Source organism: Pelosinus sp. UFO1 (assembly GCF_000725345.1).
Lineage (GTDB): Bacteria > Bacillota > Negativicutes > DSM-13327 > DSM-13327 > Pelosinus.
Genome location: NZ_CP008852.1, coordinates 1,355,143 through 1,376,452 on the forward strand (window position 1 = coordinate 1,355,143; position 21,310 = coordinate 1,376,452).

The 21,310-nt window shown below is 37.2% G+C and carries 20 protein-coding genes; 18 read left to right on the forward strand and 2 right to left on the reverse strand.

Features of this window, described 5'->3' with window-relative positions; all coding sequences use genetic code 11:
• Positions 1-5: 5 nt before the first annotated feature.
• From UFO1_RS06060 to UFO1_RS06120, 14 genes are all read left to right on the forward strand, one after another.
• Entirely contained in the window at positions 6-1,421 is a 1,416-nt protein-coding gene (locus UFO1_RS06060; protein ID WP_038674958.1) for a DHA2 family efflux MFS transporter permease subunit, read from the forward strand.
• A 359-nt stretch (positions 1,422-1,780) separates the two neighbouring features.
• Positions 1,781-2,377, forward strand: coding sequence for a DJ-1/PfpI family protein (locus tag UFO1_RS06065; protein ID WP_038669102.1), 597 nt, complete (start codon positions 1,781-1,783; stop codon positions 2,375-2,377).
• Between the two features lie 213 nt (positions 2,378-2,590).
• The gene (locus UFO1_RS06070; RefSeq protein ID WP_038669105.1) at positions 2,591-3,013 is read left to right on the forward strand and encodes a MarR family winged helix-turn-helix transcriptional regulator; all 423 of its coding nucleotides are present in this window, start codon (positions 2,591-2,593) and stop codon (positions 3,011-3,013) included.
• A gap of 95 nt (positions 3,014-3,108) precedes the next feature.
• On the forward strand, positions 3,109-3,969 hold the full coding sequence (locus UFO1_RS06075; RefSeq protein WP_038669109.1) for an SDR family oxidoreductase: 861 nt from the start codon (positions 3,109-3,111) through the stop codon (positions 3,967-3,969).
• Between the two features lie 213 nt (positions 3,970-4,182).
• Positions 4,183-4,995: an amidohydrolase family protein gene (locus tag UFO1_RS06080; RefSeq protein WP_038669113.1), complete on the forward strand. Its 813-nt coding sequence runs from the start codon at positions 4,183-4,185 to the stop codon at positions 4,993-4,995.
• Between the two features lie 190 nt (positions 4,996-5,185).
• Entirely contained in the window at positions 5,186-5,560 is a 375-nt protein-coding gene (locus UFO1_RS06085; protein ID WP_038669116.1) for a hypothetical protein, read from the forward strand.
• Positions 5,561-5,693: 133 nt separating this feature from the next.
• Positions 5,694-6,128, forward strand: coding sequence for a MarR family winged helix-turn-helix transcriptional regulator (locus tag UFO1_RS06090; RefSeq protein WP_038669119.1), 435 nt, complete (start codon positions 5,694-5,696; stop codon positions 6,126-6,128).
• Positions 6,129-6,220: 92 nt separating this feature from the next.
• The gene (locus tag UFO1_RS06095; protein ID WP_038669122.1) at positions 6,221-7,036 is read left to right on the forward strand and encodes a nitroreductase family protein; all 816 of its coding nucleotides are present in this window, start codon (positions 6,221-6,223) and stop codon (positions 7,034-7,036) included.
• A 470-nt stretch (positions 7,037-7,506) separates the two neighbouring features.
• Positions 7,507-7,878, forward strand: coding sequence for a hypothetical protein (locus UFO1_RS06100; RefSeq protein WP_051789095.1), 372 nt, complete (start codon positions 7,507-7,509; stop codon positions 7,876-7,878).
• 444 nt (positions 7,879-8,322) lie between these two features.
• Positions 8,323-8,748, forward strand: a complete 426-nt coding sequence (locus UFO1_RS06105) for a MarR family winged helix-turn-helix transcriptional regulator (protein ID WP_038669125.1) — start codon at positions 8,323-8,325, stop codon at positions 8,746-8,748.
• A gap of 207 nt (positions 8,749-8,955) precedes the next feature.
• Entirely contained in the window at positions 8,956-9,690 is a 735-nt protein-coding gene (locus tag UFO1_RS06110) for a DUF169 domain-containing protein (RefSeq protein ID WP_038674960.1), read from the forward strand.
• A 210-nt stretch (positions 9,691-9,900) separates the two neighbouring features.
• Positions 9,901-10,038 (forward strand): thioredoxin domain-containing protein, encoded by a 138-nt coding sequence (locus UFO1_RS24345; RefSeq protein ID WP_236639408.1) that lies wholly within the window; start codon positions 9,901-9,903, stop codon positions 10,036-10,038.
• 125 nt (positions 10,039-10,163) lie between these two features.
• Positions 10,164-10,538 carry a VOC family protein gene (locus tag UFO1_RS06115; protein WP_038669128.1) on the forward strand — a complete coding sequence of 125 codons (375 nt, stop codon included), beginning with the start codon at positions 10,164-10,166 and terminating at the stop codon, positions 10,536-10,538.
• 308 nt (positions 10,539-10,846) lie between these two features.
• A complete protein-coding gene (locus UFO1_RS06120; protein WP_038669131.1) occupies positions 10,847-14,503 on the forward strand; it encodes a dynamin family protein in 3,657 nt (1,218 codons plus the stop codon).
• Positions 14,504-14,792: 289 nt separating this feature from the next.
• Here UFO1_RS06120 and UFO1_RS06125 read toward each other — a convergent pair whose 3' ends face one another.
• Positions 14,793-15,086: a hypothetical protein gene (locus UFO1_RS06125; protein ID WP_038669134.1), complete on the reverse strand. Its 294-nt coding sequence runs from the start codon at positions 15,084-15,086 to the stop codon at positions 14,793-14,795.
• A 115-nt stretch (positions 15,087-15,201) separates the two neighbouring features.
• Here UFO1_RS06125 and UFO1_RS06130 point away from each other — a divergent pair, with 115 nt between their 5' ends.
• Together UFO1_RS06130 and UFO1_RS25665 are read left to right on the forward strand one after the other, a co-directional pair.
• A complete protein-coding gene (locus UFO1_RS06130; protein ID WP_038669136.1) occupies positions 15,202-16,086 on the forward strand; it encodes a LysR family transcriptional regulator in 885 nt (294 codons plus the stop codon).
• 217 nt (positions 16,087-16,303) lie between these two features.
• Positions 16,304-16,387 (forward strand): DUF255 domain-containing protein, encoded by an 84-nt coding sequence (locus UFO1_RS25665; protein WP_236639409.1) that lies wholly within the window; start codon positions 16,304-16,306, stop codon positions 16,385-16,387.
• Between the two features lie 206 nt (positions 16,388-16,593).
• On the opposite strand, the gene UFO1_RS06135 is transcribed toward UFO1_RS25665, so the two are convergent.
• Positions 16,594-17,538, reverse strand: coding sequence for a LysR family transcriptional regulator (locus UFO1_RS06135; RefSeq protein ID WP_038669139.1), 945 nt, complete (start codon positions 17,536-17,538; stop codon positions 16,594-16,596).
• 490 nt (positions 17,539-18,028) lie between these two features.
• On the opposite strand from UFO1_RS06135, the gene gltS reads away from it, so the two are divergent.
• Both gltS and UFO1_RS06145 read left to right on the forward strand, forming a co-directional pair.
• Positions 18,029-19,252, forward strand: a complete 1,224-nt coding sequence (gltS, locus tag UFO1_RS06140) for a sodium/glutamate symporter (RefSeq protein ID WP_038669142.1) — start codon at positions 18,029-18,031, stop codon at positions 19,250-19,252.
• Positions 19,253-19,796: 544 nt separating this feature from the next.
• A complete protein-coding gene (locus tag UFO1_RS06145; protein ID WP_038669145.1) occupies positions 19,797-20,669 on the forward strand; it encodes an AraC family transcriptional regulator in 873 nt (290 codons plus the stop codon).
• The last annotated feature ends 641 nt before the right edge of the window (positions 20,670-21,310 follow it).

The following is a 21,310-nucleotide window of genomic DNA, read 5'->3' on the forward strand; positions in this document are numbered from 1 at the left end:
TAGAAATGACAACAGAATCTAACATGTCTGAACGAAATACCATTATTGCCGTTGTATCCATTGCGATTGTTACCTTTATTGGTATTCTCTCGGAAACAGCGTTAAATATTGCCTACGCTTTATTAATAAATGAATTTGGCATATCAGCAGTTGTAATTCAATGGCTAACCACAGGGTATCTGTTAACGTTATCCATTTTATTGCCACTTTCTCCACTATTTGTAAAGCGTATTCGGACAAAAGTATTATTTCAGGCAGCAGTCACCATTTTTACTATCGGAACACTTCTTTGCGCTCTCACATTGAATTTTGAAATGCTGTTCTACGGAAGAATTGTTCAGGCAATAGGAACCAGTATTTCGTTTCCATTAATGATGAACATCATTTTAGAAAAAATTCCAGTTACTAGGCGAGGCAAATTTATGGGAATCATTGGACTTGTCACTAGTTTTGCACCTGCGTTGGGTCCTACTTTTGGTGGGTTCGTTATTGAATGGATAAACTGGCACTGGATTTTTATCAGTATGCTGCCAATACTTGTGGTCTCTTTTATGCTGGGCAGCAAATATATTCCTGACATTCACTCGAAGGAAAAAATATCGGTTGATTATCTATCAGTTCTTTTGTCCACCATTGCTTTTGTGGGTATTGTCTATGGAGTGAGTATATCAGCTGACTTAGGCTGGAACAGTCCTGCCGTATTTGGCTATATTATGATTGGAGGGCTTAGTCTGGCTACCTTTGCGTATAGACAACTACATTTGGCTAAGCCGTTGATTCAGGTGCGTGTGTTTTCCAATTCAATGTTTACCATAGGTGCATTTATTGTCATGATCAGTATGATGAGTGTCTTAGCGGCAGGCTTTGTGTTGCCACTGTATATACAAAAAACATTAGGATATTCCAGCATCGCTGCAGCCTTGGCAATGTTGCCCGGTGCGGTAGTCAATGGAATCATGTCTCCGCTTACCGGCGAGTTTTACGATAAACATGGTCCTAGGCTTTTACTTTCTACAGGTTTTTTGCTGCTTAGTCTTACCCTGTTTATTTTTTCATTTGTATCTATTACCTTCATCGAATTAACCATTACCTATACTGTCTTCATGTTTGGCGCTTCTATGCTGGCAATGCCAGCGCAAACTAATAGTCTCAATCAGCTGCCTAGGCAATACTATGCAGATGGAGCTGCCATTATGGGCACATTGCAGCAAGTGGCCGGTGCTGTGGGGACCGCGCTTGCCTCAAGCATTTTAACGATGAACAGTGTAAAGTATAGCCAATCATTTTCCAACATGACGACAGATGGTATCGCTCAGTCGATTGCCTTTGGAACCCAGCAGAATTTCATGGTTTTTCTGATTTTATCTGTTATCGGTTTGATATTGGCATTGTTTGTGCGAAGAAATATGCTTTGTACTTAATAACAAGAATGTCATTGCTATTGCTGATCCATCTCTATTACCAACACGTAGAGTATGAGGGTACGGATAATGACGGAGCTATTGATGTTATTAAAAGAATAGTATGAGGGGCTGTCTCAAACTAATATGCTCCCCTAAAGGTAGATCGATTAAATAATAAAATACTACCCTTAAGGGGAGCATTTTCATCTCAAAAATAAACCAATACAGCGGCTTGGAAAAACTAACAATCTCACTTGAAGGATAAATATAGGATTTGTTTAACTAGTTATAGAAATATCCCAAAATCAATGAAAAATTCTTAATAATAATTGAGTATAATCGCTATCTAAAGAATATTGAAATGGGAGGGTAAACAAATGGAAAAATCTTATTGTGTAGGTATACTTTTGTTTGACGAGGTTGAAGTATTAGATTTTGCAGGGCCATTTGAGGTTTTTTCTATCGCTTCTGCTCCAGAGCAATTGAACAAACCGTTTTTAGTACAAACGGTATCGCAGTATGGTAAGATGATAAAGGCTAGAAATGGACTGATGGTGCAACCAAATTTTAGCTTTGAAAATGCTCCTGATTTCGATATTCTTATTGTTCCAGGTGGATATGGAGCTGAAGAAATAGAAATAAATAATGGAACGGTAATACAGTGGATTAAGAATCAAAAAAACAAAGTGGAATTAATTGCTTCTGTATGTACAGGTGCCTTTTTGTTAGCGAAGGCAGGATTGCTTAATGACAAACGAGCCACTACCCATTGGATGGATATTGACCGCCTTGAAAGGGAATTTCCCAATGTGAACATGGAGAGGAATTGCAAATTTATTGATGAAGGTTCAATTATTACTTCTGGCGGAATCTCTGCTGGAATACATATGTCATTTCACATCCTTAAGCGGCTATTGGGTGAAGATGTTGTGAAAACAACTGCAAGACGTATGGAGTATGATATTACTATTTAGATTTGTATCTTGGAAAAAGGATGAAGCAAGTTTAGCTACAGAAGTATTAGCGTAATGCTAATACTTTTTTTATACATACTAAGGAACGTGCCATATTTGGTAAATAACACTAAATAAATGTAAATTCTTTTATTCATTATCTTGACAGGGGTTTTGTCTAAGATATATGATTGTCATAACAATAAATGTCATGACAATCATATGGAGGAAAATATGCATTTTAAATTGGATGATTCACTCGGCTTTTGGATAAATGTCGTTGCTGGAAAAATGAAAAATGAACTGAATCGTAGTATCAGCAAGTATGATATCACGGCTGAACAGTGGGCCGTTTTAAGTAGGTTGTGGGAAGAGCAGGGGATAACACAGAAAGATTTAGCGGAAAGAACAGGCAAAGACCAGCCCAATACTGGACGAATTTTGGATAAGTTAGAAAAGAAAGGATTGGTTAATAGAATTCCTGACACACAAGATCGGAGAATAGTTTTAGTTTACCTTACTGACACGGGGTGTGAACTGAAAGAGAAACTCATCCCGATTGCTACTGATGTTCTAATCCGTGCCCAAAGAGGTATAGATGACAAAGACATTACATATTTAAAGCAAATTCTTGAAAAGCTTTCTCGAAACATCTGATTTTTAAATTTAATACTTGTCTCGACAAGTAATTAATAATCTGTAAATAGTAAACGGAACATCACGTACTTTAACTCTTTTATGGAGGTATCTGTATGGAATCAAATGAAACAATTCGAGTTTATAATGGGGCTGTTGCGATTATTACTGGTGGTGCATCGGGAATTGGTGCTGCACTTGGCAGAGAATTGGCAAAACGGGGTTGTGAAGTGGTTCTTGCCGATCGGCAGATAGACTTGGCGGAGGAGGTTGCTGAGACAATCCGTACTGCAGGTGGGAAAGCAAGCGCAGCAGAGCTTGATGTTACTAGTTTTGATGCTGTCGAAGCGATGATTTATAAAACCATCAAACGCACTGGCAGATTAGACTATATGTTTAATAATGCTGGAATTGGTACATTCGGCCCAGCTTCTGTTTACAAAATCGAAGACTGGGATTCTGTTCTTGATGTCAATCTCCGAGGCGTAATACATGGAATTCAGGTAACTTACCAGATTATGCGGGAGCAGGGATTTGGCCATATCGTTAACACCGCCTCATTGGCTGGTTTGTTAGCTTCGCCAGGGAGTATAAGCTACACAACCACTAAACATGCTGTTGTCGGACTGTCAAAGACACTGCGGATTGAAGCCGCTCCGTTAGGGATTCGCGTAAGCGTTCTCTGTCCCGGGTTTATTCGTACCCCGATTCTCAAAGGGGGCGGAAAGTATGGGAAAATGCTTATGGATATTTCGCCACAGCAACAGGAAAATATGGAAAAAATGATAGAGAAGTTAAGGCCGATGCCACCGGAGCTTTTTGCTGTAAAAGCAGTGGATGCGATCGCCAAGAATAAGGCAATTATTGTTCTTCCGAGCTGGTGGAAGCTCTTCTGGTGGTTGGAGCGGTTATTTCCGGCATGGAGTTTGCATTTGGCGCAGAAAAGATATAAAACCCAAGTCGAAAACTTTAAGTAGGGACAACGACCATACCTTCTAAATTGGGCGAAAAGATATTTTAATAACTCAACTTTTGCAGCAAGAAATAGGCAAATAAGCCTACTACTTTTCATTAGCAGTGTACGATGGTATGATAAAGATATATATGCGTTACTCTCTAAAAAACAGGCTAAAGATAATGTAGGATAGAATACACGCATATGAAAACATTTGAGGAAGGACTAATGCCCAATGAAGATTATTGACGCCCACATCCACTTTTGCCAGGAGCCTTACTTTGACCAGATTGCAGAATTGGCGGGCCATAAAAATACCAGTGCACATCTGAAAGACCAATATGCTGCCCATAATATTGTCCATGGTGTGGTCATGGGCAACCGGAGTCTGGAGCTCTGCGAGCATGATTACCCTGACTATCTTAGCTATTGCATCGGACTGGATAGCACCTGCTTTAAAGTGGAAGAGGTGGTGCAGCAAGCGTATTTGGTAGAAAAACATTTGCAAAGAAAAAATTGTGTAGGCATTAAGCTATATCCAGGCTACAATCACTTTTATATTTACGATCCGGTGGTTGACCCGTTTTATCAGCTGGCAATGCAGTATAAAAAACCAGTGGCCGTTCATACCGGATTGACTGCTACCAGCAATGCCTTGTTGAAATACAGTCATCCTATGACTTTGGATGAGGCAGCGGTACGCTATCCTCATGTTCAGTTTGTTATGTGTCATATTGGCAATCCCTGGCTTGTAGACGCTATCGCGGTTATTGAGAAAAATGAAAATGTAGCTGCCGACCTTTCGGGAATTTTGGAAGGCCGGATCGATAGCATGCCGGATTTTTTCGAAAAAAAGCATGGCTATATTAACTTCTTAAAAGTATGGTTGGAATACCTGGACAACTATGAACGCCTGCTGTATGGGACAGATTGGCCGCTGGCTAATATCTCCAACTATATTGAGTTTGTTGCGCATATTATTCCAGAAAAACATCATGACAAAGTGTTTTTTAACAACGCCAACAGGATTTATGATTTAGGTCTTTGACAGTATCAAAGCTAATGAAATTGTAGTGCATCCTTCGTTAAACTATAAAAAGAGGGCTGATCTAAATTATTTAGGTCAGCCCTCTATTAGTCTTTCGTTTAAAGAGTTGGCAGTTTGTGCTCACCAGCTAGTTCTTTCTCATACTCACAATCATATTATATACTAAATTGAGTATAAGGATGATGCTAGGATGGCTTTTGAAAATCTGACAGAGAATCCTCAAGATTCTACAATTGTTTTAACCATTGTAGGATTGTTTCTTGCTCAAGGATTAAATGCTGTGAATGCTGGTTTACTTGGACGAATTCTTATTTATCTAGGCGAAGTAGTGGCACTGATTGCCGTCTTGACGGCAGCCAAGGAGGCCGAAGAAAATACCCTGGCTAAACAAGTGGAAGCAACAAAAGAAAATAAAATAACGACAGTCAGTAAGGAAGATGCGGCGAAAACTGATGGAGATAATATCAGAGAAATAATTAGCGAATTGCAGCAGCGAAATCAATATTTACAGGATCAGATCTGGGCATTGCAAGAAGAATTATTAAGGATACAAAATAAGCAGTAAGCTATCTCAAAAACCGGATACATTATTTCCAATTTGCCGTTGCCTTGGAATTTTTTTATTAAAAATAAACTTGCTATTAGTTCGGTGACGAACTATACTTATAGTAATAATTACAAAAGTGAGAAGACTGTTTATGATGAATAAATATTTAGCTATATCTAAAATCTCAAAAATTAGAAATGAAGTTATCGACTACATTGAGTGTGAACTAAGAAAGCGTGGTATTGAGGGACTTGTAGTATCCCATGGCAATATATTAGATATACTCTATGAGAATCATAGAAAATTAACTATGAAAGAAATAAGTGAAGGAATTGGCCGTTCAAAGTCTACAGTTACTCAGTTAGTTGATAGATTGTTGAAAGCTGGATATGTTACGAAAGAATCAAACTTAGAAGACAAAAGATACTCATATATAGTATTAACTGAAAAGGGGTTAAGCATAAAAACAGACTTCAAAGAGATTTCACAAAATGTAATGAAAGAGTTCTTTAAAGATTTTAATGAAGAGGAAATTGAAATATTACTTTCATTATTAGATCGGGTAATATATAATTTTACCCGTTAATTTTTACAGTAATAGTTCGGCGGCGAACTACTGCTGTAAATTAAAGTGGGGGAATACAAATAGGAAAGATATATTTTAAGGGAGTGTTAACAATGAATGAGACTATAAGAATAATAGAAAATCTTAAAACCGTTAGAAATTTTTCTGATAGAAATATACCAAAGGAACATTTGTCAGTTATATTAAAATCATGCGTAAATGCAGCTACAGCATCAGCCAGACAGACCTATTCAATTATAGTTGTAGATGATAAAGAAGTCATGAAGGAAATCGGATATGTTGGCAGCATAATGCTTGTATTCTGTGTTGATTATAATAGAGTAATCGATGCTGCTGAATATTTGGGATTTCAATATAAACAGGGAATACCTATTGTAGATTTTATAACTGGTAGTACGGATACAATTCTTGCTGCACAAACGGCTGCTATTGTTGGAAAATCCCTTGGAATTGATTCTTTTTTCAGTAATTGCGTACACAGAGGAAATATTGATAGAATGTACAAGTTGCTAAATCTTCCTGAGAAATATTGTTTTCCTCTAATTACATTACTACTTGGTTATTCAGATGAGAAAAAGTCAAAATTAACAAAGAAAGGACGATTAAGTGGACCAGGTATAATACACTTTCATAAATACCAGAGATTAAATAATCAAGGATTGGAAAATATAGTTTTAGAATATGATAGTAAAGAGAAACACTTTCTATCATTAATTGATGATTGGAGAGAAAAAGGATACAATCATTATCTAGAATATTTTTATGAAAAATGGTGCGGATGCCTCAGGCAAGATGAGAAAAATGAGTATCAGATAAAAGCGAATAATTCATATAATCAAGTAGAAGAAATGCTAATCAAGACGGGATTTTTATCAGATGATATTCATAGAAAAACGCCTGCAAAGTAGCTTGACTTTGCAGGCGTTGCATTTAAATATTTTGCTGATTTTCACGCTACTTTTTTGCTTGCAATCCAAGGGAAAAGTAATATAATTAGAAATAGGTGGAAATTAAAAAGTCGCCGTGTCCTAAGAGTGTTGGAGCACTCTCAGGCACGAGCAGGTGTATAGGCACCTACACGTAACAGTTACCTGTCTACGACGACAATTTATTATACCGTGATCTTTCCTTGAAAACAAGGGATGGTATGTTCGGGATAGTAGGATTGTAGCTCTGGCAGAGGCTGAGCGTCTGCATGCAATCAAGATGAAGCAAAGCGCATGTGTAGGTTTAAAAAACCTCGCATGGGCTTTTTAATTTCTCCCATTATACTAGCTGTGTGCTGGCTTCTTCTATTCGTATCTTTAGGTAGAAGAAGCCCCCATGCAGTATGAATATGGGGGGATATAAATTGGTATCAATAAAAGCTAAGAGAAAAATGATAAGCCGGCGCTGCCAAAGGAATTTGAAAGAAAGAGTGGAGACCATTCAACCCCAGAAGGGGAGAGAAGAGATTAACGTGCCCATTAAAAGTATGCTTACCGGCCAATGGATGGATAAAGGGGATGCATTACGTGATTGGCAAGAATTTATTTTTATGCGCCAAGAGAAAGCAGAAGAGAAGTTACAATTTGGTGCCTTCTCGAGTGAATATACAACGATAATGGAACAAGTCGATCAACTATTAGAAGGGCAGCCGGGAAAAGTGAGTGAAGCCGTTACCCAGTTAGTTGTGACAGCTACGTATATGCACTATAACAAGGGCTTTTTTGATGGCATGAAGATTGGCATGGTTATGGGGAATTTATAGGTAGATATACTATTTAGGTACTAAGGTGATTTTATGAATGAACTTGAATTATTGCTGTCTAGTAAATGAGTATCCTAAATTGTGGAAGTATATTGGAGAAAGAGTTTATATATACCGATGGGGAAATTCTACAAAAATTTTGGGTTTCCCCATAAAAGTGAGTTGTTTTTAAAAAGGAACCATATATAGCTATTGGTTTAATTAGAAGATGGTTGCAAAATTCTAAGTGGAATACATTAAAAAACTGCTCCGACGAACTGACCCTTAAAAATTAAATTTCCATTAGCAAACTGATGCGGCTAGCATTTCCACGTCAGTTTTATACTATACTGGAGATAATTTAAGTTTAGCTCGTAGTTATTTTAATAATTGACTAATCGTTGCTGGAAACGTAAAATATAGTTGTCAAGACAATTATATTATGATGATATAAAGGTGATATAAATGAAGTTTAAGTTAGATGATTCTTTAGGGTTTATACTAAATAAAGTTAACACAAAACTAAAAAATGAATTGTTTCAACGATTAAAAGAAAATGATATTACTCCAGAGCAATGGGCTATACTTAATTGTTTATGGGAACAAGAAGGCATTACCCCTAAAGAGTTGGCAGATATGACGTTTAAAGATAAACCGAATACGAATCGCATTCTGGAGAAACTAATCATAAAGGGGTTCATTGTTCGAAATCATCATCCAGTGGATAAGAGAGCATTTCAAATATTTTTGACAGACAGTGGGTGGGCATTGCGTGAACAATTAATTCCCAGGGTTATGCACCTATTGGATAAAGCAACAATAGGATTGGAAAAACATCAAGTATCAGAGATGAAAAAAATGTTAAATCAAATATACGATAATATTAAATGACTGTTTTTTTGTGATTTTAGTTGTCACAACAACTAAAATAGATAATAATCATAATAATTATCTATGTAAACTCATCAAGATACCCTGTTTATTATTTTAGGATTGTAGCTAATTACTCAAAGGGGGAATGTTATAAGAAGACACCTATAATTTGGACAAGTGATATTTGTGGAGCCATTATTAAATAAGAAAAGTGAGGTAGAGTATATGGAAAGCTGTTTGGTCGAAAAATTGAACTTGCGTTATGAACCTGTAGCTATTTTACTTAGCAATGAAAAACCAGAAGGGGCACTCCAGGGTAAGGAAGGGCAGTGGAGTTGCACAATTCCGTTATTTATTGCTGCGGCAAAAGGCAAAATATCAGTTTTTGAACGTAAAACGACAGTATGTAATGGCGGTAAAACAGGACTAGGGTTTGGCCAATTTCCCAATTATCCAGGTGGAATTGAATATTTTTTGTCAGTTGGTAAAAGCGGTCAATTTGAAGGGGAAGGATATAAAAAAAATCCAGAACTAGGAACAGAATATGTTGAGTGCTTACCAATAACTGATATTCCCTATCAGTATGTCGTCTTTAAACCTTTATCACAAATTGATACTACGAAGGAAATACCCGAGTTAATTGTGTTTTATGTTAATACTGATCAGTTATCATCACTTACGGTACTTGCAAACTATTATAGACCAGGAAATGAAAATGTTATGATACCTTTTAGCTCAGGGTGTCAGTCTATTTTTCTTATTCCCTACGCTGAAGCACAGAAGGAAAATCCAAGAGCAGTAGTGGGGTTGACTGATATTACAGTGCGCCCCATGGTCGAAGCTGACATGCTGTCATTTTCTGTTTCGTACAAAATGTTTTTGGACATGGAAGACAGTGTAGAGGGAAGTTTCTTGGAAAAGCACTTGTGGCATAAGCTAGTAGCGAGAATGGGAAAATAATGAAATTTCTTTGACTTTACTGCTGTTCCCAATGGTCGTTTTGAAAATAATAATACAGACAAGTGTCTGTATTATTATTTTTATCAGCGAGGTCGTGAATGTTATTGCAAGGTTAGGCAAATCATAAGATGAGACGATTTAAAGAGCGGTGGTCATATGCAAAAAAAATAAGTCCCCAATCGATTAGCCGAGGAAAAGTCGCCGTACCTTCTGCAACACGCTTACAATCCTGTAGATTGGTATCCTTGGGCGATAAAGCTTTCCAAAAGGCTAAAACAGGAGATAAGCCTGTCTTCTTATCTATTGGGTATAGCTGATTTCTTTTACAAAATTATAGAATTAAATTGAAGAGGAAAAAAAGGAGATAGTCACTGGAATGTTGGTTATACTAGGTGTCAGCAGGACGAAGAACATCGCTTCTGGCTAGTGAAACTTACTGAAAAAAAGCAATTGAGTAGGAGTGTGGAAAAAATATGGATAACGAAATTAATCCGGTCATTTGGTTCGAGATTCCTGTAGTAGACATGGGAAGAGGTAAGGCATTCTATGAAGCGGTGTTTGATCGAAAATTAACTGTTATTGACATGGGGCCGAGACAAATGGCTATGTTTCCGATGGAAATGGGGGTTCCGGGAATTGGCGGGGCACTGGTCAAAGAGGAACACTTTGTGCCATCCTACGCTGGTACGATGGTATACTTTTCTGTGGCTGACATTGCCGGTACTCTGAACAAGGTAGTTGCGAATAAAGGTAAAGAACTGATCCCTAAGACGAGTATTGGAGAATATGGTTTCTGCGCTTATTTCGAAGACAGTGAAGGCAACCGGATTGGATTACATACAATGTGATGGGATGGTAGCTCATAATCCTTTAACGGCAATTTATCAAGCAGAATTCGATTATAAAGATATATTATTTCCGAAAAAATGATAAATGGTTTGCATGCCAATGGCGGCATGCCTATAAAAGTAACATTTTATATGAAAATTTTACATTGTATATCATCAAGAAACCCGCGAATTTCGCGGGTTTCTTGATCTTGATTTTTATAATTACTGTAGGATACTGCGCGTAGTGGATAACATAACGTTGCTCATTAGTGGCAGTATAGTATAAAATAAAGTATTACGAAGTTTGTTATAAGGGGAAATTGTTTATGATCCAAACTGAGAATCGTCAAGTGACAATTCGATCATTAAAGGGGAAGCTTTTAGCTGCTTATGAATATTTAGTAAAACACAATGATCAAGAAAACGCGGTCAAAGTTAAGCAATTAGCAGGTAAATTAGTAAATAAGGAATTTGCCATTGCATTTTGCGGACATTTTTCTGCAGGGAAATCAACGATAATTAATCGCTTGGTGGGGGAAAATTTACTGCCTTCAAGCCCAATTCCAACCAGTGCCAATCTTGTAAAAGTCAAAGCGGGAGAAGAGTATGTAAAGGTATTTTTTAAAAATGAAAAACCTCGTTTATATCTCGCTCCCTATGATTATAAAATGGTAAAAAACTATTGCAAAGATGGGGACCAAATTCAGGCAATTGAAATTAGCCATTCTGATTCTAAGCTGCCAAGTCAAACCGTTATTATGGATACTCCCGGTATTGATTCTGCAGATGATGCCCATCGTATTGCCACGGAATCCGCCATTCACCTTGCTGATTTGATTTTTTATGTAATGGATTATAATCATGTTCAATCAGAATTGAATTTTATGTTTACAAAAGAGTTAACAGAGGCTGGCAAAGAGGTTTATCTTGTCATTAACCAAGTTGATAAGCATTCCAATCAGGAACTTTCCTTTTCGGAATTTAAAACAAGTGTGGTTGAATCTTTCTCATCATGGGGAGTAAAACCAGCGGATATTTTTTATACCTCTTTAAAACAAGATGATCATGAATATAATCAATTTCTAGAGCTGCAGGCTTTTTTGGCGGAGCGATTAAAGGAAAAAGATAGCTTACTCCTTCAATCTATTTTTCATTCACTGCAAAAAATCATCAAAGACCATTTGGATATAACAAAGAAGAAGAATGAAATGGAGCTAGAGCCATTCAAGGATATCTTAAATGAATTATCCGTTAAGGAGCAGGAAGATTTAGCAGATAACTACAACAGGCTGAGTGAAGAGAAAAACGCTTTAGGCGAGGGGCCCGAAAAGGCAGAAAGCGAATTTGATTCCGAGGTCAATAAAATCATGGCAAATGCCTATTTAATGCCGTTTGAAACCAGGGCGCTTGCGGAGGGCTATCTTGAATCGTGTCAGAGCGAATTTAAGGTTGGATGGCTGTTTACAAAACAAAAAACCTTAGCTGCAAGAGAGGAAAGACTAAATCTCTTTTACCAGGGAATACTCGAAAAAACAAAATCACAGATAGAGTGGCATCTTCGTGATTTTCTGTTGCGATTTTTAAAGGACAAGCGGGTTGAAAATAAAGAACTGCTCGCCAAAATCCAGAACTTCAATGTTCATTTTTCAAAGGACTTATTAGAAGCTGCTGTAAAAACGGGGGCACGTTTATCCGACACTTATGTTATAAATTACACGGATAATGTAGCAACTGAAATTAAACTTTTGGCTAAAAGCGGTTTAGCTGAGCTTAAGATCGAAATACTAAATGCCCTGCAGGATAGAAATACAGCACTCCAAGCAAGAATAACCCAAAAATCAGCAAACTTAGAACGGTATATCACTGCACTTGAGCAGGTGAAAAAATATGAGTCAGCTGAGAGTCTTGAGCAAAGGTCGCTCGAAATGCTGCTTATCGAGACAAATGGGGTGGAGGATGACCGTTTCCATTTGTTTGATCTGAAAGAAGAGGAATTTGAGGTAGTTTATGGGGAAACCGGACAGGCTGAGCAGGTGCAGAAAAAATCGAGTCTCCCGATGAACAAGCCGATCCTAAAAGAAAAAACTCCATTACCCGCTAACGCCTCAGACCGGATGAAACAGACAGCTGAAAAATTGAAGAAGACGGCACAGCTTGTTCAAGGGTTGCCAGGCTTTAAGAAGCTTGCAGGTGAACTGAAGGAAAAAGCGGAAAGATTAGATCATAAAGGTTTTACTGTTGCCTTATTCGGGGCATTTAGTGCTGGTAAATCTTCTTTTGCGAATGCGTTAATCGGAGAAAGAGTGTTACCTGTTTCACCAAATCCAATGACAGCGGCAATAAACAAAATTAAGCCGATCAATGAGTCATATTCACATGGGACTGTTCTCATTAAGCTTAAAGAGGAACGTGCGATGCTCGAAGAGGTAAATCATGCCTTGAAACTATTTGATTTTCATGGGGAGAGCTTAGCCGATGCAAGGACAAAAGTAGAAAAGCTCAATGGGCATTTGGGCCAGCAGGGTGCAGCCGAGAAGACAAATTATGCTTTTTTGCAGGCATTTACCCGGGGGTATGCTGCTTTTAGTGAACAGCTAGGTACTGTACTCAAAAAAACGGTAACGGAATTTAGTGATTATGTTGCAATAGAAGAAAAATCCTGCTTTGTCGAATGGATTGATCTTTATTATGATTGTCCGTTAACCCGTAAAGGAATTACTTTAGTCGATACCCCGGGGGCGGATTCCATTAATGCCCGTCACACGGGAGTGGCCTTTGAATTTATCAAAAATTCAGATGCGATTTTGTTTGTAACCTACTATAATCATGCATTTTCAAAAGCAGATCGAGAGTTTTTAATTCAGTTGGGGCGTGTAAAGGATTCATTTCAATTAGATAAAATGTTTTTTATGATAAATGCCATTGATTTAGCCGATAACGAGGAAGAAAAGGAAACCGTTACTCTATATGTCCACGAGCAGCTAATGAAATATGGAGTCAGAAATCCTCACTTATATCCATTATCAAGCTTACAGGCACTGAAAGAAAAAGAGGAAAAGACAACCCTTCCCGTTTCAGGAATGTCAGCTTTTGAGGAGGCTTTTTATCATTTTATTACCAATGATTTGGCTAACTTGGCGGCTCGAGCATCTGAAAATGAACTGAACCGTGTTTCTCGTTTAGTAGCAAAGCTCATTGATAGTACCAGAGAGGATGCTGCAGTTAAGCAGCGAAAACGGGCAAATATCCAAGCGGAGAAAGCGGGTATAAACGAAATTCTTGTTAAGCAGACGGCACAAGATTTAAAAAACCGCCTGTATCAGGAAACAGAAGAATTAATTTATTATATCAAGCAGCGGGTATTTTTACGTTTTACTGATTTCTTTAAAGAAGCATTCAATCCTACTGTGTTACGCGATGATGGCCGTAACCTGAAAAAAGTTCTGCAGAATGCACTGGACGAATTACTCGAACAAATTGGGTTTGACTTTGCCCAGGAAATGAGAGCAACGACGGTAAGACTGGATCGCTTTGCTGAAAAAATAACAGCAGAGTATCAAGAAATGCTTGTCGAAAAGATTCGTGAGATGAATCAGGATTTATCTTTTTCCCTTTTTGAATTTGAGAATAAAGCACAAATTGATTTTGAAGTCGCTTTCAAAGATATTCAGTACGGGCTGTTTTCGCAAGCAATGGCTTATTTTAAAAATCCAAAATCATTTTTTGAAAAAAATGAAAGTAAATTAATGAGTGATGAGATGTATCGTGTGCTGAGCTCTGCAGCAGATGAGTATTTACAGAATGAACAAAAACGGATACAGGCTCTATATGGAAATGTCATGGAAGATGAGCTTGAACAATTAATCTCGCACATGACGGAACAGGCTGATGACTTTTATTTAAGTTTGCTCTCAGCCTTAGATGGCGGAGTTCCAGCCGAACAGCTAATGGAGATCCAGCAAAATTTAACAGAACTTAAATAAAGGATGAAAGCTGGAATGAACGATTAGCTGTCAAGGCTCGGAGGTATACCAATAGAGATTAGCCAAAGAAAAGTCGCCAGATCTTATGCAGCGTGCTTACACTCCGTGGATTGGTTCCTATGGAAAGGCAAGCAGTTCATGATTTTGAGATAACTTATAGAAACCTGCATGGAAAATGTTTCCATGCAGGTTTCGTTCAATTCTTGAAATAATAACAAGCAAGTCTATACTACACCTAACGTGAGTTGTAGACCTTTAAGATTTTTCAGTACTCAATTCCATTACTTTTTTATTGTTCTTTAATACTGTGTTCGGTTAATTCAGAAAGTTTTTCAATTCTTTCATTAACCATACTTCTAAAGCAATTTGGAAGATGGTCTCTGTGTGCTCGGTGTATAGCAACACATTCTATGCATTTTCCATGATGCTTACATGCTTTTTTACAGGTGCAATGGTCTACTTTCCCTATGCTTTCTCTCAGTTCTGCTACAAATTCATCTTGAAGTTTATACCCTAGTGAGCGTTCATCTCTTTTAAATGCCTCCATGGCTTCTTTTTCTTTTGGATTATTATCAATAATCATTATAAGCCCCTCCACATAATATAAGATGTTGATTAATGCCCCCTTATTAATTATAATTGTTTCATTGATATATTTAAAATTGATATCTAATATAGGAGATATAAGGTGTAGTTATATGTATATTAATTTGGAACTTTATCGTGTATTCTATGTGACTGCTACGATAGGAAGCATATCAAAAGCTGCTAAAGAACTTTGTACATCCCAACCAGCGGTAAGCCAATCTATTAAAATGTTAGAATATAAGCTGGGCGGTCAATTATTTATTAGAACTCCTAAAGGAGTTAAATTAACTGATGAAGGAAATGTCTTTTTTAAATATATTGAACAAGGATATAGCTTTTTCAAAACTGCGGAGCAAAAATTTTTGGAAATGCAGAACCTTCAAGCTGGGCAAATAAGAATTGGTGTAAGCGATACACTTTGTAAATATTATCTTATTTCATATTTGGAAAAGTACACAGTGGCATATCCAGACATAAGAATTCATGTAACTAATCAAACTACGTTTGAAATTATTGATTTGTTGAAAGGGGGAAAAATCGATTTAGGAGTTATAAATCTTCCAATAAAAGATGATTGTTCTCTTGAATTGACACAAACTCTCAAAATTCAGGACTGCTTTATTGTGGGAAAAAAGTTTAAGCATCTTAGCTTATTACCTATTTCGCTAAAAAAATTAGTAGAGTATCCAATGATGCTACTAGAAAAAGATAGTAATTCAAGAAATTTTATTGACAACTATGCTGAAGCAAATGGTACAAAATTATGCCCCGAAATTGAACTAGGTTCTGTAGACCTTTTAGTGGAATTTGCTAAAAGAGGTTTAGGAATTTCTTGTGTAATCAAAAATTTTATAAAGGAAGAGCTAGAAAATGAAGAAGTTTTTGAAATGACTGTACAGGAAGAAATACCTGAAAGAGCGATTGGGGTTGTTCAATTGAAAGGAACTCCAGTTTCTACAGCTGTAAAGAAGTTTATTGAAATTTTAACAAATTAAAAAAATTGAGAGAACAATTACCAATCTTGGAAGACATAATATTAGTTGGTTTTTTATTGCTATAAGATATAAATTTAAGAAAAGTATTAGCGTAATGCTAATACTTTTTTTACATATTACTTAAGAACATGCCATGTAATGGAACTAACTTTGGAGGTGTTTTTGTGGACAAAAAGCCAAATAGATTGATAAATGAAAAGAGTCCATATTTGCTCCAATTGCCTATAACCCAGTCGATTGGCACCCTTGGGGTGATGAGGCATTCGAAAAAGCGAAACGAGAAGACAAGTCTGTGTCTTAAGCATAGGCTATTCCACTTGCCATTGATGGCGCGTGTGTAATAGACACCCAAATAACTGACGTGAATCGTTCTACTGGCAACAGCTAAAACGCCTTCAGCCTGATATTTAGAAGGGCTGAGGGCGTTTGTTTTAGACAATTGGGCAGGATTTTGGAGCGCTTCGTGTCCAACGAAACTAAAAGAGATTACTAACGATTTAGTTAGTGTTAGCTATCTGTTTTTTTTGCTATTTTTATAAATTCTTCCATAGCTTTGGTGATATATTTATTTTGTTTATTGTAGAAGAATACGTTGCGGAATGTGTGAGAACTATTTATTTTGTAATATAGCATATCTGAAGAGTAGTTTGTTTTTTGAGCTAAGGTATCGCTAATGATGGTAATTCCCATGCCAGAACAAGAAACATTATAAGCTGTAGCTAACTGATCTAATTCCAAAATGATTTTGGGTGTTATGCCGTGTTCTTGGAAAATTTTATCTGCACGAATTCGCGTATCGTTTCCGGCCCTTAAAAAAATGCATGGATCGTGGGTAAATAGTGACAAAGGCACGGGCTTTGTCGCTGGTTTTAAGTGTATCCCTTTGCGGATATCGTCTATTGATAATTGGTATTCTTGGGCAAGACTGTTTGAAGGAAATTTTTGAGGAACGGTAAGAATTAGACATTCACGGTAGAAAAAGTGTTTTTCACAGATTAGTTCATTCTGGGGGTTATTATCAAATACAAAATCAAGTGAGCCCGAAAATAGTTGATCTTCTAAATGGGTACTATTGGCTTCCGCTAGATTTACTTTAATAGAAGGGTATTTAGTGGTGAATTTGGTGATGATTGCCGGAAGAATATATGAAGCAAAAACATTACTTGCGCCAATAGAAAGGCGGCCTGTTTTTAATTGGTTTAAATTGCTGAGATAGTTTTCAAACCGATTTTCAATATCCATAATTTTTTCTATGGATTTTACATACTCGGTGCCGGCTTCTGTTAAGTGAACAGGGTTACTGCTTCGGTCAAATATACAACATCCGAGGCGCTTTTCAATTTTTTTGATTGAAGCGCTTAAAGCTGGTTGGCTGATATAGAGATTTTGTGCTGCTTTTGAAAAGCTTTGTTCTTTGTATACTTCATAAATATATTCTTTTCCTCTAAACATGATGCCTCCACAATATAACCAAATGGTTATATTATTTATACTAATATATGTATTTGATTCTATTGTAACTGAAATTTATAATGGAATCAAGGTTGCCGCAGTATTAGCGGCTGCGGCAATTCGGTTTGTTGAGAAGCCGTTAGTGAGAAGAAACTGCGCCGTTTGCCCCGGGGAAAACACCATCATTGAATCCACTTTGGGGGCTTACGCCGCGTAAAGAGACACCATGGGACGGGGTTATTGACATACAAGGTTGTCACAACTTCGTTCTCCTGAAAACTCACGGATATGTTAATGCATGACGAGGGGAATGGTTCCGCTGACATAACTTAATTCCATTAACAAACTGGCGCGGCTAGTATTTACACGTCATTTAGGGACTATACTGGAGATAATAAAGGTAGTTTAGCCTGGCACTTCGGGTAAGCGGCCATAGAGTCCTTAGTATACTAGAACCAGAAATGAAACTAAATTTAAGAGGAGATATACTATGGAATCTAAAATTGTAAGCGGTCTTTTAATTTACAAGCTAAGCATGATTCAAACAGTTGCTTTGGCTCTTGGTGTGTACTTTCTGGGTTCATTTATTCGACGTAAAATACCAGTACTGATACGCCTTAGTATTCCGGCACCTGTTATTGGTGGGTTAATTTTTGCTGGTTTATCCACTTTCCTGCGTATACAGGGGATTTTAGGATTTGAATTGGATAGTACAATGCAAACAGTTCTAATGATTATGTTTTTTTGTACAATTGGCATGGGTGCCAGTGTCACGCTGCTGAAAAAAGGCGGTATGCCGCTAATTATTTTCTTTTTGTTATCCGTTGTATTGGCGGTGCTTCAAAACGTTGTTGGCATAGCTCTTGCCAAGGCTACCGGCATTGATCCGCTTTTTGGTATTATTAGTGGCGCAGTAACGTTGATGGGGGGGCTGGGGACAGGTGGTGCCTTTGGGCCGCTTTTTGAAGAGTGGGGAGTAACTGGAGCTACTACTGCTGCCATAGCATGCGCAACCTTTGGTATGGTTGCAGGCAGCTTGATGGGCGGCCCCTTAGGTGAATTATTAATAAAAAAATACAAGGTGCCTACTCCGTTACAAAATGGTATTGCAGCTGCTACTAGCATAGCTGTAGAGTCGGAAGAAGACTCTGTTAGCAGCGATAGTCTAATAAAAACACTGGGCTTCGTACTTGCTGCAATGGGGTTAGGCTCTATCCTCAGTTTCTACTTAACCGAAGCAGGAATTACACTTCCGGGTTATATTGGGGCCATGATTGTGGCTGCTATAATACGTAACTTGGGCGATCTCACTAAGACTTATGAAATCAAGGGTAGTGCGCTTGAAGTAATTTCAGATATTTCGTTGGCTGTCTATTTAACCATGGCAATTAATGGTCTAAAACTGTGGGAGCTCATTAATCTTGCCTTTCCCTTACTGATAATCTTGCTTGGACAAGTTGTTTTAATGGCCTTCTTCTGTTGGCTTGTTGTTTACTTTGTTATGGGACGCAACTATGATGCCGCACAAACCTCTGTAGGAATGGTTGGTTTCGGTATGGGAGCCACACCGAATGCCTTAGTAAACATGGCATCTTTAAGCGAAAAATACGGTCCTGCCCCTCAAGCCATCATGATTGTTTCGTTGGTAGGAGCCTTCCTTATTGACTTTGCTAATGCATTGATTATCACTGGCATGGCATCAATGTTTCGATAATGGCATTCGATTTGTAAAAACTAGATTTCCTTTAACAAAAGCCAGCCGAAGTACATCGGTCAAGCTATTGACTAAGAAATGTCGAAGGGGAAGGTTCTGCTGACATAGTTAATAATATTAAATTTCCATTAACAAACTGGCGTGGCTATCATTTCCACGTCAGTGAATGAGCTAACAAATACTCAGAAGAAGCCATTACCAAGGTAATGGATATCCTGTTATTAATCCTGCCATTGCAACTAATTTATTGCGCTGCATAGCGAACGCCTATCCAACCAGACTTCCAGTAAATTCTACCAGTGTATCGTTAGTCCTAGTATCTTTGAGTCCACATAGTAAAATAACAGGTGAATTCTTACCGCTTTTTTCATGAAAATTCCCTTTCCAGGCGGGCAAGGTGGTTTTTAAAAATTTTCTCTATTCAAAGAAGAGAATCAGGTCTCATTCTTAACTCTTAATAGGTGTTAATAAAATCCTATATTTTTATTATATATAAAGTTACAATAAGCTATAGGAATTTATTAAAGTATTAGAAGGTGTTATTTTGATACAAAGTTTTATGAAAGCAGATTACACTTCCAATTTTTTAAATGGCAAATTGCCTCGCTTATTTTCAGCTAGCAAAATAGATGCTAGTTATAGCGTCTATCCCCGTATCTTGCATAAACATGAAGACATGTTAGAAATTCTATTAGTGCGCAGTGGCAGTGGGGTTTATATTGTGGATGAGAAGCGCTACTCTATCCAAAAAGGAGATATTATCATTTGCAATTGTAATGTTTTGCATGATGAAGATCCTAGCCAAAGCAAGAATCTGAATACCTATTGCTGTACATTAACTGATGTAGAGATCATAGGATTTGATAAAAACTGTCTGATCAATAAAACAACTTGCCCGATCATTCACAGTAATGAATTGTTTGAAACATTGGAAAATTTAATGGGAATGATTTATTTTTTGCTGGCATCTGACATAGAGCAAATGGAAGAAACTTGCTCTTATCTTGCGGTTTCTTTAGTGGCTATGTTAATGCAAATCATCCGTAAAACTGAAATGGAAGACACCGCAAATAAAAAAAACACCTATGAATTACTTGGTATCCGTATTAAGCAGTATATCGACACTCATTATGATGAACCGCTTACGCTGCAATCGATCAGTGAAGCAATGCATATTAATCCATATTATCTGGCACATGTATTTAAAGATACAATAGGCTATTCTCCCATGAGATACACTATGCGTCGTCGCATTGGTGAAGCACAGAGCCTGCTGATTACCACACGATATTCCGTTACACAGGTTGCCAATATCGTCGGCTATGATAATCCGAATCATTTTAATATTCTCTTTACCAAATACGTTGGTATGCCTCCCAGCAAATATCGTAATTCATATACTAAAGAAAAAAGATAATCGTACAATCAACGATAGAGTAGTTGCTGATCTTTCAGAATTTCAAGGGGCTTTGTTTATGGTTTAGCAGGATTTGTTAGCACTAATAAAATCTTGCTGTACAATAGACAGTAAAGCGAATATTACACTAAGAGACTGGTTCTTTGAACTGGTTTCTTGTTTTTTTGTACCTTGAAATCCAGTTCTATGTACGTGTGATAAGGAGAGCAAATAGAAGAAGATTCATGTCTATTTCTAGGGTGCTTTTGGCTGAAGACTTTCTTTGCATCTTGGCTTGACTAAACAGATTTTTGGGGCGGATTTTACAGAATAAAAATTTAAATCGCAAGATTATATAGAAACTATAGAAACAAAGTTAACGGAATTTCTTTATATATTTAAAGTGAAGCGTGAATTGTGAGAATTATGAGAATTGAAGGAATTGCAAGAAAACAAGAATTGTATAGAAAAACATACAGAATAAATCTATGATAAAAGTGTAGATTGAAATGGAAAAGAGGGCAGTCTGAGACACTTGAAAATACTGTAATCGATTAAAAAAGGGTACAACAAATAGGCCTCATTATATTTAAGCTTTCATTAGATAATAATTTCTTCCTCTTTGAATAAATACATTTAATTTAATATTGGTTGATAGGTAA